Origin of the sequence: Blautia sp. BCRC 81119, from assembly GCF_003184505.1 — a bacterium.
Taxonomy (GTDB): domain Bacteria; phylum Bacillota; class Clostridia; order Lachnospirales; family Lachnospiraceae; genus Blautia_A; species Blautia_A fusiformis.
Genome location: NZ_QJHD01000010.1, coordinates 29920 through 43502, shown reverse-complemented (window position 1 = coordinate 43502; position 13583 = coordinate 29920). Strand labels below are relative to the sequence as shown.

Annotated in this window: 10 protein-coding genes; 9 read left to right on the top strand and 1 reads right to left on the bottom strand. The window is 44.4% G+C overall.

All coding sequences use genetic code 11. The annotated features are described in order from the left end of the window. Positions 1 to 4: 4 nt before the first annotated feature. The 9 genes from dxs to feoB all read left to right on the top strand — a co-directional run bounded on the left by dxs (position 5) and on the right by feoB (position 12654). Positions 5 to 1891, top strand: a complete 1887-nt coding sequence (gene dxs / locus DMI82_RS07750; RefSeq protein ID WP_182465472.1) for a 1-deoxy-D-xylulose-5-phosphate synthase — start codon at positions 5 to 7, stop codon at positions 1889 to 1891. Between the two features lie 84 nt (positions 1892 to 1975). After that, on the top strand, positions 1976 to 2785 hold the full coding sequence (locus tag DMI82_RS07745; protein ID WP_021650688.1) for a TlyA family RNA methyltransferase: 810 nt from the start codon (positions 1976 to 1978) through the stop codon (positions 2783 to 2785). A 23-nt stretch (positions 2786 to 2808) separates the two neighbouring features. Continuing rightward, positions 2809 to 3669 (top strand): NAD(+)/NADH kinase, encoded by an 861-nt coding sequence (locus DMI82_RS07740; RefSeq protein WP_015524460.1) that lies wholly within the window; start codon positions 2809 to 2811, stop codon positions 3667 to 3669. Between the two features lie 16 nt (positions 3670 to 3685). Continuing rightward, complete coding sequence (gene argR, locus DMI82_RS07735) at positions 3686 to 4147, top strand: arginine repressor (RefSeq protein WP_021650687.1); 462 nt, start codon at positions 3686 to 3688, stop codon at positions 4145 to 4147. 42 nt (positions 4148 to 4189) lie between these two features. Beyond that, entirely contained in the window at positions 4190 to 5875 is a 1686-nt protein-coding gene (recN, locus tag DMI82_RS07730; RefSeq protein ID WP_110102999.1) for a DNA repair protein RecN, read from the top strand. A gap of 150 nt (positions 5876 to 6025) precedes the next feature. Next, positions 6026 to 7231 (top strand): SpoIVB peptidase, encoded by a 1206-nt coding sequence (gene spoIVB, locus DMI82_RS07725; protein WP_110102998.1) that lies wholly within the window; start codon positions 6026 to 6028, stop codon positions 7229 to 7231. Positions 7232 to 7555: 324 nt separating this feature from the next. Continuing rightward, positions 7556 to 8362, top strand: coding sequence for a sporulation transcription factor Spo0A (gene spo0A / locus DMI82_RS07720; protein WP_015524464.1), 807 nt, complete (start codon positions 7556 to 7558; stop codon positions 8360 to 8362). A gap of 58 nt (positions 8363 to 8420) precedes the next feature. Beyond that, a complete protein-coding gene (gene glgA, locus DMI82_RS07715; protein WP_015524465.1) occupies positions 8421 to 9866 on the top strand; it encodes a glycogen synthase GlgA in 1446 nt (481 codons plus the stop codon). Between the two features lie 409 nt (positions 9867 to 10275). Further along, entirely contained in the window at positions 10276 to 12654 is a 2379-nt protein-coding gene (feoB, locus tag DMI82_RS07710; protein WP_110102997.1) for a ferrous iron transport protein B, read from the top strand. A 10-nt stretch (positions 12655 to 12664) separates the two neighbouring features. Here feoB and DMI82_RS07705 read toward each other — a convergent pair whose 3' ends face one another. Then, positions 12665 to 13540, bottom strand: a complete 876-nt coding sequence (locus tag DMI82_RS07705; protein WP_110102996.1) for a LysR family transcriptional regulator — start codon at positions 13538 to 13540, stop codon at positions 12665 to 12667. Positions 13541 to 13583 lie beyond the last annotated feature (43 nt).

Below are 13583 nucleotides of genomic sequence, written 5' to 3'. Positions count from 1 at the left end.
ACAAATGATTCTGGAAAAAATTAAAAAGCCAAATGATATTCATAAAGTTTCATTGGAGGATTTTCCGCGCCTTGCCGAGGAAATCAGGAGCTTTTTGATCCAGAGTGTAAGTGAGACAGGTGGCCATCTGGCATCCAATCTGGGTGTGGTGGAGCTGACTCTTGCTCTGCATAATGTGCTTGATCTTCCACAGGATAAGCTGATCTGGGATGTGGGACATCAGGCTTATACACATAAAATCCTTACAGGAAGAAAAGACGGCTTTAAGGATCTTCGTAAAGAAGGAGGTTTAAGCGGTTTTCCAAAAAGGAATGAAAGTGACTGTGATTCGTTTGATACCGGACACAGTTCCAATTCCATTTCCGCAGGACTTGGCTATGTCCGTGCCAGAGACCTGATGGGAGAGAAATACCATGTGGTTTCCGTGATCGGAGATGGTGCGCTTACCGGTGGGATGGCTTATGAAGCATTGAACAATGCGGCTGAGCTGAAGACTAATTTTATTATTATCATCAATGATAATAACATGTCTATTTCCAAGAACGTAGGAGGAATGTCCACCTATTTAAGCGCTCTGCGTACAGCTGAGACTTATACAGGAATGAAGATCGGCGTGACAAAAACACTCAAAAAGATTCCCCATGTTGGAACCGCCGTGGTAGATACGGTCCGAAAGACCAAGAGCAGCATCAAGCAGCTGATCATTCCCGGAATGCTTTTTGAAAATATGGGGCTGACTTATCTGGGACCGGTAGATGGCCATAATATGCGCCAGATGATGAAGCTTTTTAATGAGGCAAAGAGAGTGGAGGGACCGGTTGTTGTCCATGTCCTTACAGAAAAAGGCAGAGGCTATGGACCGGCATCTTCCCATCCGGAGCGTTTTCACGGAACAGGTCCTTTTGACATCCAGAGTGGCAGACCTCTTACAGCAAAAACAGCGCCGACATATACAGATCATTTTTCCGGTGCAATATGTTCTTTGGCAGAGAAGAACAAAAAAGTAGTTGCTATTACAGCTGCTATGCCAGATGGAACCGGACTGAACCGATTCCGGAAGAAATTCCCGGAGCGTTTTTTTGATGTGGGTATTGCGGAAGAACATGCAGTAACCTTTGCGGCAGGCATGGCACTTGGGGGAATGATCCCGGTTTTTGCGGTATATTCTTCGTTCCTGCAGAGAGGGATCGATCAGATCCTTCACGATGTATGTATGCAGGATCTTCATGTGATCTTTGCCATTGACAGGGCAGGATTTGTCGGAGCAGATGGTGAAACACATCATGGATGCTTTGATTTATCCTATCTGTCCATGATTCCCAATATGACAGTTATGGCTCCCAAGAATGGAAAAGAGCTTGAGGAGATGTTGAAATTTGCAGTAGAAGAGCTGGATGGTCCCTGTGCGATCCGATATCCGAAAGGATCGGCATGTACCGATATGGAAGAATGTCATGAGCCACTTAAGAAGGGAAGAAGTGAAGTGATCACTCCAGGCAGTGAGATTGCAGTTCTCGGGGTTGGCAGCATGGTTTCTGTCTGTCAGAAGGTCTGTGAAGAGATAAGAGATCACAAAATAGCAGGAGCTACGTTTGTCAATGTCCGTTTTGTAAAGCCTCTGGATACAGAGCTTCTTGATCGGCTTTCGCAGAACCACAGTCTTTTGGTCACTGTGGAGGAGAATGTAAAAAGCGGTGGGTTCGGAGAACATGTATCTGCTTATATGGAAGCCTGTCATCCGGAAGTAAGAGTTCTTCCACTGGCAATACCGGATCATTTTATTGAGCATGGAACGGTGGACCGTCAGCGAATGAAAATAGGTTTAAATGTACAGGGAATCCTGGATGCGGTAGAACAGAGCTGGGAAAATCTTGTGAATAACAGAAAATAAAGGACATAGCCTTTGCAGAAGAATACGAAGCTGTGAGGCATTTTACAGCCCGGCACATAAAGAGCCGGGCTGTTGGAGGATAATATGAAAAAAAGACTGGATATCATGATGGTGGAACAGGGACTTGCACCGTCACGCGAAAAAGCAAAAGCGTATATCATGGCCGGGGAAGTATATGTCAACGGTCAGAAGGAAGACAAGGCTGGCTCCATGTTTGCTGAGACTGTCAAGCTGGAGGTAAGAGGAAAGACTCTTCCTTATGTCAGCAGAGGCGGACTGAAGCTGGAAAAAGCCATGAAAAATTTTGGCGTGACACTGAAGGATAAGGTGTGCATGGATGTAGGCGCATCCACCGGTGGTTTCACAGATTGTATGCTTCAGAACGGAGCGGTCAAAGTCTATTCCATTGATGTGGGATATGGACAGCTGGACTGGAAACTCAGGAATGATCCAAGAGTTGTATGCATGGAAAAAACAAATATCCGCTATGTGGTACCGGAAGATCTGGAAGGTCCGGCAGCATTTTCTTCGATCGATGTTTCTTTTATCTCCCTTACAAAAGTGCTTCTTCCTGTAAGAAACCTTCTCACAGAGGACGGAGAGATCGTATGTCTCATCAAACCTCAGTTTGAGGCCGGCAGAGAAAAAGTCGGAAAAAAAGGCGTTGTCCGTGATCCGAAGGTCCATGAAGAAGTCATTGAGAAAGTCAGAGATTATGCCATGAGCATTTTTATGGAGCCCTGTCATCTTTCCTTTTCTCCCATCAAGGGACCTGAAGGAAATATTGAATATCTCCTTCATCTGAAAAAACATCCGGAAGGAACAGAAGTACCTGTGAGTCTTGACGTATCCGTAGAGGATGTGGTAAAGGAAGCCCACGGACAGCTGGACTGATGTTTGGAAAGGACTGAAGCAATATGGACAGATTTTATATAATTCCAAACAGTGCCAAGGATCCGGAACTGACATTTTCTAATAGGATCATTGCCTATCTGGAGAAGCATGGTGCCAGGTGTCATGTGCAGAAGATCACCGAAAAAATGGAAGGACCGTATCATTATACGGACCCGGATGGGATTCCGCAGGATACACAGTGCATTATTGTACTGGGTGGAGATGGAACACTTCTGCAGGCTGCAAGGGATGTGGTGCATCTGGATATCCCTCTTCTTGGAATCAATCTGGGAACTCTGGGATTTCTTGCCGAGGTGGATAAAAATTCCGTGTATCCGGCTCTGGATCGGCTTCTGTCAGATGACTATGAGCTGGAAGATCGTATGATGCTGGAAGGAAAGATCTATCGTGGAGAAGAACTTATTGGAAAAGATATCGCATTAAATGACATTGTGATCGGAAGAGAAGGACATCTCCGTGTGATCCGTTTCAAGAATTATGTTAATGATGCATATATGAATTCATACAATGCAGATGGTATCATCATTTCCACTCCGACCGGTTCTACCGGATATAGTCTGTCAGCGGGAGGTCCCGTGGTTTCTCCCAGTGCCAGTATGATGATCATGACCCCCATCGCTCCCCATACCATGAACACCCGAAGTATCATTCTTTCCGGGGAAGAGGCAGTTACAGTAGAGATCGGTGAGGGAAGACATAATACCATTGAGAAAGCGGTGGCCTCTTTCGACGGGGATACCCAGATATCCATGGTCACCGGTGACCGGATCGTGATCCGGAAAGCCACAGTCAGGACAAAAATCCTCAAGCTGAACCATCTGAGCTTTGTGGAGGTTCTGAGACAGAAAATGAGTAACAGCTGATGCAGGAGGTTCAATTTTGAAAGTAGCAAGACATGAAAAAATTATCGAACTGATCCGTCAGTACGAGATCGATACACAGGAAGAACTTGCAGCAAGACTGAATGAGGCCGGTTTTAAGGTTACGCAGGCTACCGTATCCAGAGATATCCGTGCTCTGAAAATGACAAAGGTTGCAGGCAGCAACGGAAAGTCCAGATATGCGATCCTGGAAGAACATACACCGGATGTGTTAAGTGATAAATATTCCAGAGTTTTGAAAGATGCAGTGATCGCTATGAACATCGGACAGAATATCGTAGTGGTAAAAACAATTCCGGGAATGGCCATGGCGGCAGCAGCAGCTCTTGATGCCATGAAATGGCCGGAAATCCTGGGATGTATTGCCGGAGATGATACCATTATGTGTGTGGTGAAAACCTCTGAACAGGCACCGGGTGTAGTTCAGAAGCTTGGCGGGATCTTATCCAGAGGAAAATAAAATGACAGAATATGTAAATGCTTTATACCAGAAAGGAAATCAATGTTAGTACATCTGCATGTAAAAAATCTTGCACTGATAGAGGAATCAGAGGTGGAATTCGGACCAGGCTTAAATATCTTAACTGGTGAGACCGGAGCCGGAAAATCCATTCTGTTAGGATCCATACAGCTTATCCTGGGTGGAAAAACTTCCAGAAGCATGATTCGTGAAAATGCTTCCTATGCCCTGGTAGAGTTGCTGTTTCAGGTTGAAAACACGAAAGCCAGAGAGTCCCTTGCGGCGCTTGACATCTATCCGGAAGACGGACAGGTGCTGATGTCCCGCAAGATCATGGACGGCAGAAGTATCAACAAGATCAACGGAGAGACAAGTACTGTCAGCCAGATGAAAGCAGCAGCAGCCTGTCTTCTGGACATTCACGGACAGCATGAGCATCAGTCACTTCTTTATGGAGACCGCCAGCTGGCTATTTTGGATGTATATGGAAAGGAACAGATCCTTCCTGCCAGGGAGAAGGTCCGGAAAGCTTATCAGGAGTATCGGGACTGTGTGGATCAGCTGAAAGCACTGGATATGGATGAGGAACAGCGCAACCGTGAAAAAGCCTTTCTGGAATTTGAGATCAATGAGATCGAGGAGGCAGCTCTTATTCCGGGAGAGGACGAAACACTGGAGGATCGCTACCGGAAGCTGAGCAATGCCAGAAGGATCATGGAAACAGCACAAATGGTTCGTGGGATGACCGGATATGAACAGGGCGCCGCAGATATGACCGGAAATGCCCTGAAAGAGTTTTCAAGAATTGCAGATTACGATAAGGATCTTGCACCTTTACAGGAAGCTCTTATGGAAATCGATTCACTTCTCAGTGACTTCTGCCGTGATCTGTCCTCTTATATGGATAGTTTGACTTTTGACGAAGAAACTTTTTTTGAAACAGAAAAAAGACTGGATCTGATCAATAGTCTGAAGGCAAAGTATGGACAGACGATCCATGAAATTTTGTCTTATCAGAAGGAACAGCAGGAAAAATTAGAAAAACTTCAAAGATTCGAAGAAAATTTCCGGTTACTGAAAGAAAAACTTATGCAGGCAGAAAAGATTCTTGAGGAAGCTTCGCATGAACTTTCAGAGATCCGGAAAAAATACAGTAAACAGCTGGATGAAAAGATTATCGAAGGATTGAAGGAACTGAATTTTGAGGATGTGGATTTTTCTATCCGTTTTGACCGCAGAAAAAATTATACAGATAATGGTTATGATGCGGTGGAATATGAGATTTCCACAAATCCAGGTGAGAGCAGAAAACCGCTGGGACAGATCGTATCCGGTGGTGAGCTTTCCAGGATTATGCTTGCCATCAAAGCGATCCTTGCAGATAAAGATCAGATCGATACATTGATCTTTGATGAGATCGATACAGGGATCAGTGGGCGTACTGCACAGAAGGTCTCTGAAAAAATGGCAGTGATCGGACAGCACAGGCAGGTGCTTTGTATCACACATCTTCCACAGATCGCAGCAATGGCAGATACCCATTTTGAGATTGAGAAACATGTAGAAGGAACAGAAACCATCACCCAGATCCATCCTCTGGAAGGAGAGGAATCTGTTCGTGAGCTTGCCAGACTTCTGGGCGGTGCCCAGATCACGCCGGCTGTTCTTGGAAATGCAAGAGAGATGAAGGAATTGGCACAGCAACAAAAAAATACAAGACTGAAATAATTTATACGTTACATACTAAGAGAGGACGACCGAAAGGTCAGTCCTCTTTTTTAACCGAATCAAGTCAGTTTCCTGCTTCAGTTGCGAAAAGCAATAAGCAGTGGGTGGGGATTTGCTTGTATCAGAAAATTACAAAGGATGTGACGTAAGATGAACAGAAAAAGAAAATACCGATGTTGGCTCCTTGTATTTCTTGCGCTGGATCTGATTCTGATGGGATGGCTGGGCTACCGGCTTCTGGACAGAAAGATCCCGGATCAGATCCTGGTGGATCATGAGGACAGCCGGGAAGTAGCCAATCTTCTTAAACGCCCTTTTATCAGCTTTGATGATGCGATCACCGTTTCAGGAAAAGACAGCTATAAGTTGCACTGCAGACTCTTGGGAGTGATCCCTTTTAAGGATGTGAAGGTAAAAAATATAACTGCAAAAGAAGTATATGCAAGCGGAGATGCAGTAGGTATTTATATGCAGACGAAAGGAGTTCTGATCATTGATACAGGCGAGATCCTTTCGGAAAGTGGTGAGATGGAAGAACCGGCCCGGGACATTGTAAAGCCGGGAGATTATATTGTGGCTTTTGATCAGAACCGGATCCAGTGCAAGCAGGATCTTCTGGAGGATCTTGCAGATCTTTGCGGAGAATCTGTAACACTGAAGGTCCGCCGGGGAAAAGAGACGATTCCCCTGTCCCTGACGCCGGTGAAAGATGAGAAAGGAAAATACAAGCTTGGCATCTGGGTGAGGGACGATACACAGGGAATCGGAACCCTGACTTATGTGGACGAAAATGGAGGGTTCGGTGCTCTTGGTCACGGGATCAGCGATGTGGATACCGGCGAACTTTTAAGTATCGCAGATGGAAATCTTTACAACGCCCAGATCCTGGGGATCCGGAAAGGAGAAAAAGGAAATCCCGGAGAACTATCTGGTCTGATCCGATACGAAGCTGACAATATCCTGGGTGAGATTTCCGAAAACAGTAAAAACGGCATTTTTGGAACTGTGGATGCTGACCAGGTGAAAAATCTGGATCTGAAGAAGATTCCTGTAGGTTACAAACAGGATCTGAAAATTGGACCCGCATCTGTTCTCTGCTGCACAGACGGCGAAGTAAAAGAATATGCCGCAGAGATCACCAGGATCGATATGAACCATGAGGATTCTAATAAGAGCTTTGTGATCCAGATCACAGATAAAGAACTCCTGGAAAAAACAGGTGGGATCGTTCAGGGAATGTCTGGAAGTCCTGTGCTTCAGAACGGAAAACTCTTTGGTGCCGTGACGCATGTATTTGTGCAGGATTCTACCGGCGGATATGGGATTTTTATTGAAAATATGACAGGCAATGCATAATCTGCAGTTGAGGTAAGAGGCACAAAAACATGGAAAAAGTCCGGGAAAAGTGCCTCTTTTTTATATGGGGAAAAATGCCGGATACAGATTGAAATACCTGCATTTTGGTGAATTTTGTGATATATAAGAGAAAAAATGTCGAAAAATATCGTACGAAAGTGTGATAAAATAACTATTTTTATCTTGATTTTACTACAGGATTTCCACTATAATAATTTTGTCGCCAGCAAGGGGAAAGCGCAGGCAGCTAACAGTGTCGGTTACTGCCGTGGTGACAGGGGGTATGTCTGGAAACCCAAGGAGATAGAAGTTAGGAGGGTCCTCATGGACAAATTAAATGTTGCAATTGCTGATGATAACGCGAAAATGACAGACATGCTCGGTCAGATGATCGAAGAAGATAAAGACCTTGAACTGGTCGGAAAAGCACACAACGGAGAAGAAATCTGTAACATAATCAAAGATAAGGAGCCGGATGTGGTGATTCTCGACATCATTATGCCGAAGATGGACGGCCTTTCCGTTATGGAGAAATTTTCCCATAACGCAAATGTCAAAAAAGTTCCAGTGTTTATCGTATTATCTGCAATTGGACAGGAGAGGATTACAGAGGATGCATTCAGTCTTGGAGCAGACTATTATGTTTTGAAGCCTTTTGACAACACCACACTTTTAAACCGGATCAAACATATTCGGAAGATTGGGGACAGAAGAGTGCGGGAGATTGCAAGGCCAGGTATCACAGAAACCAAAAAGCCTCAGCCGGAGAGGAATCTGGAAACCGATGTGACGAATATCATTCATGAGATCGGAGTTCCGGCACACATCAAGGGGTATCAGTATTTAAGGGATGCGATCATTTTGTCTGTCAATGACATGGAAATGCTCAATTCCATTACCAAGGTATTATATCCAACCATTGCGAAACGCCATCAGACAACACCGAGCAGAGTGGAGCGGGCGATCCGACATGCGATCGAGGTGGCATGGAGCCGGGGAAAGATGGATACCATTGATGAATTGTTTGGATATACTGTAAGCACCGGAAAAGGGAAACCCACGAATTCTGAATTTATAGCACTGATCGCAGATAAAATCAGACTAGAATATAAAAATCGGTCTTTAAATTAGATGAATTTTGGAGTATAATCATAAATAAAAACGGGTGTACCCAGGGAGGGGAATACAGATGAAAAAAATTCTGTTTGCTACATCAGAAGCAGTACCTTTTATCAAAACAGGAGGGCTCGCTGATGTTGCCGGCTCACTGCCTAAGTGCTTTGACAAAAAATATTTTGATATACGCGTGATCTTACCGAAATATGCCTGTATGAAACAGGAATGGAAAGACAAAATGGAGTATGTGACCCATTTTTATATGGATCTGGGATTTAAGAACTGCTATGTAGGCATTATGCAGATGCAGTATGACGGGATCCAGTTTTACTTCATTGACAATGAATATTATTTCAGCGGTCCGAAACCATATGACAGTGCACCATGGGATCTTGAGAAATTTGCTTTCTTTTCCAAAGCTGTGTTATCGGTTCTTCCGGTGATCGGATTCAGACCGGATATCATCCACTGTCATGACTGGCAGACAGGACTTGTTCCGGTTTACCTTCACGATTCTTTCCAGGAGAATGAATTCTTCCGTGGAATCAAGACTGTTATGACAATACATAACCTGAAATTTCAGGGTGTATGGGATGTTAAGACTGTTAAGGATATCACAGGCCTTTCCGATTACTACTTTGCGCCGGATAAACTGGAAGCATACAAGGACGCAAACTTCCTGAAGGGCGGTATGGTATTTGCAGATGCCATTACCACAGTAAGTAATACCTATGCAGAAGAGATCAAGACACCGTTTTATGGTGAGAAGCTGGACGGACTTCTCAATGCGAGAGCCAACAGCCTGCGTGGTATTGTAAATGGTATTGATTACAATGAATTCAATCCGGAGACAGATCCGAATATCACCAAGAACTACAATGCAAAGAACTTCCGCAAGGAGAAGATCAAGAACAAGATCCAGCTTCAGAAAGATCTTGGACTTGAGCAGGATCCGAAAGCTATGATGATCGGTATTGTATCCCGCCTGACAGATCAGAAGGGATTTGATCTGATCGCTTATATCATGGACGAACTGTGTCAGGATGCGGTTCAGATCGTTGCTCTTGGTACCGGTGAGGAACGTTATGAGAATATGTTCCGTCATTTTGACTGGAAGTATCATGGCAAGGTATCTGCACAGATCTACTATGATGAGGCAATGTCTCACAGAATTTATGCAGCATCTGACGCATTTCTGATGCCGTCACTGTTTGAGCCATGTGGCTTAAGCCAGCTGATGAGCCTTCGTTATGGAACTCTTCCGATCGTCAGAGAGACCGGTGGTCTGAAGGATACAGTTGTCCCGTACAATGAATTCGAGGGAACCGGAACAGGATTCTCCTTCGTAAATTATAATGCACATGAAATGCTTGCTACGATCCGTTATGCAGAGAGTGTATATTATGACAAGAAACGTGAATGGAATAAAATGGTAGATCGCGCGATGGCTGCAGATTTTTCCTGGAACAATTCCGCACGTCAGTATGAGGAAATGTACAATTGGTTAATTGGTGAGTAAGGATTCACCGAAGCGGTTCTCGCAATAAAAAGGCGCAGACGACAGATAATATGTCGTTTGCGCTTTTTTATTGCGGGAATATACATGGATGTTATTGTATGTCTGCAAAAAAAATATGAAGATGTTTGTTTATCAAACAGGAATTGTGCTAAAATGAGAAAAAATATAAATGTTAATGATAAATAACTTTTGAATTGGTATTATTTATATGAAACTTATCAGATTAATCAGTTATTGTCAAATAACTTAAATTGTGTTACATTTATATTAGTACATCGTTTTTGAAATAACTATACCATTCACTTGTCTGTGAATCCGATTGATATAGTTATTTACGAAACGATGTAACAGTGGATAATACAGATATATGTATTGACCATGTAAATTGTACTTAAGATGAGGTGACAATATGACACTGGACAAATTAAAGACTGGAGAATGTGGCAGAATCATCAGTGTTCGTGGCGAGGGGGAGCTGAGACATCATCTTCTGGATATGGGGCTTACACCGGGGACAGAAGTGTCTCTTCGTAAAACAGCTCCTATGGGAGATCCGGTACAGCTTGTGCTGCGCGGATATGAGCTGACATTGCGGCTGGCGGAAGCTGCAAAGATTGAGATCGTATCGATCGAATCCATGACGGAAACGAAGAAAGAAAATGAACGGCATCAGCCGATTGCTCATCCTGGTGTGGGAGAACTTGGAAAGGCTCGAGATTATCGTAAGAACCGGATCGGTGATACGATTCCCAAAGGGGAACCGATCACGTTTGCACTGGCAGGTAATCAGAACTGTGGAAAGACAACTCTTTTTAATCAGCTGACAGGTTCCAATCAGCATGTTGGTAACTTTCCGGGTGTAACTGTTGACAAGAAAGAAGGAAGCATCCGGAGGCATCCGGAGGCAACGGTAACGGATCTTCCTGGAATCTATTCACTTTCCCCGTATTCCAGCGAGGAAATCGTAACAAGAGATTTTCTGCTGAATGAGAAGCCGACAGGAATCATTAATATTGTAGATGCTTCCAATATTGAGAGAAATCTTTATCTTACCATGCAGCTGATGGAGCTTGGAATCCCAATGGTGCTGGCCTTAAATATGATGGATGAGGTAAGGGCAAATGGAGGCTCTGTTCGGATCAATGAACTGGAGGAGATTTTAGGAATTCCGGTTGTACCTATTTCAGCAGCGAAGAATGAAGGAATTGATGAGCTGATCGATCATGCAGTCCATGTTGCAAGATACAGAGAAGCACCGGGAAGAATTGATTTCTGTACTGACAATCAGTCACCGAAGGATCCGGTAGGCGCACTTCACAGATGTATCCATGCAGCCGTTCATCTGATCGAACCCTATGCAAAAAAAGCAGGACTTCCTGTACGTTTTACAGCTACGAAGATCGTAGAGAAAGATTCTCTGATCGAAAAACGTCTGGCTTTGCCTGAAGGTGAAAAAAAGGTTCTTGATGGGCTGGTACATGTTATGGAGAAGGATGGCGGTCTGGACCGTGAGGCAGCTCTTGCGAACATGCGCTTCAATTTTATTGAAAAGCTTTGTGAGAAAACTGTGGTAAAACCGGCAGAAAGCCGTGAACATAAACGAAGTGTCGCCATAGATCGTATCCTTACCGGAAAATATACAGCAATTCCCTGTTTTGTAGGAATTATGGCAATTGTATTTGTGATGACGTTCAATTATCTGGGAGCCTGGCTTTCAGACGGAATGACTATGGTCGTGAACTGGGTAATTGCACTTATTGGCAGGGGACTGGAGTCAGCGGGTGTCAGCTCAGTACTGCAGTCACTGGTTGTGGATGGAATTTTAAGCGGTATCGGAAGCGTGATCGGATTTCTTCCTACGATCGTTACTTTGTTTTTCTTCCTGTCAATCCTGGAAGATACCGGATATATGGCTCGTGTAGCCTTTGTTATGGACAAGCTCCTTCGAAAGATCGGACTTTCCGGAAGAAGCTTTGTGCCGATGCTGATCGGATTCGGCTGTTCGGTGCCGGCCATTATGGCAACCAGAACATTATCCAGTGAACGTGACCGGAAAATGACGATCCTGCTTACTCCGTTTATGAGCTGCAGTGCCAAGCTTCCAATCTACGGACTTCTCACCAGTGCATTTTTCCCGAAGCAGTGGAGAGGAGTTGTGATGATCAGCCTTTATTTTGCAGGAATTCTCTGCGGGATCCTGTATGCGCTGATCCTGAAAAAGACGAAATATAAGGGAGAGCCGGTTCCGTTTGTCATGGAGCTTCCCAATTACCGACTTCCTTCTGCAAAAAGTGTAGGACAGCTGATCTGGGAAAAGGCGAAGGACTTTATCCAGAAAGCGTTTACAATTATTTTTGCGGCAACGCTGATCGTGTGGTTCCTGCAGAACTTTGATGCAGGTCTTAACCTTGTTACCAGCACAGATCAGAGCCTTCTGGCAAGGATCGGAAGCATCGTGGCACCACTTTTTGCTCCGCTGGGCTTTGGTGACTGGAGAGTATCCACCGCATTGATCACGGGCTTTATGGCAAAAGAGAGCGTTGTGTCTACGCTGACAGTCCTTCTGGGCGGAAATACGGCATTGCTTCAGACTTTATTTACACCGTTTACTGCTTACGTATTTTTGATCTTTACCTTGCTCTATACACCCTGTGTTGCAGCTATTGCAACTGTGCGTCGGGAGATGGGAACTGTAAGAGCTGCCGCTGGTATTGTAGCAGTACAGTGTGCCACTGCATGGATCGTTGCGTTTGCGGTACACGGTGTGGGAATGATGCTTGGATTATAGAAAAAATACCTTACATATGGCTTTTCACAAACTGCAGAAAACATTCTGCAGAGGCTGTGAGAGCCATATTTTTTTTATGGGCAATTCCAACAGATAGCTTTTCTAGTCCATTAACCGGGACAGCAACAAGCGAAGGCTGACGAAAGAACTGAAAGCTGCTTTCTGTAAGAAGGCTGATCCCTTCGCCAATTTCCACTGCGCTGACAATAGATTCTGCGCGGGCAGTACGCAGAAGCTGAGGGTGGATCCCTGCATTATGAAAACTTTGCATACAGAAACGGTAAATGGAGGTGTGCGGAGGCATCAGGATAAAAGATTCTTTTTTCAGTTCGGAAAGAGAGACCGATTTTTTGGACGCAGAGGGATGCGCTTCAGGAAAAACAGCAACCAGACGATCTTCTGTGAGAGCATGAAAAGTATAAAGCTCCGGGTCTATCATGTGTTTTCGTACAAAGATCAGATTAAAAAAGTCTTTTTCAAGACCGGAAAGAAGTTCTTCGTCTTCTACCTCCTTCAGAGAAAAAGAAAGCTCCGGGTGTGTATCACAAAAACTGTGTATCACAGAAGTAAGATGGTACTGAGAAAGAAAAGGAAGTGTTCCAATATGAAGTGCCTGGAGCTTACTGTCCTTAAAATGGTACACTGCTTCCAGAGAACGATGATACTGTCTGGAAATCTTAAGTGCTTCTTTGTAAAAAAACTCTCCTTCAGGAGTAAGCACAGCAGTACGCTTGCTGCGGTCCCATAAGGTAAGCTCCAGTTCTTTTTCCAGTTTCATGATCTGCTTGGAAAGGGAGGACTGGGAGATATGCATAGCTTCTGCAGCATCAAAAAAAGTCCGGGATTGAGCTGCACAGATAAAATAGTCGATCTGTTCAAGAGTCATGGTAACACCTGCCTTTTAGAAAATAGTGACGAATCATTCCATA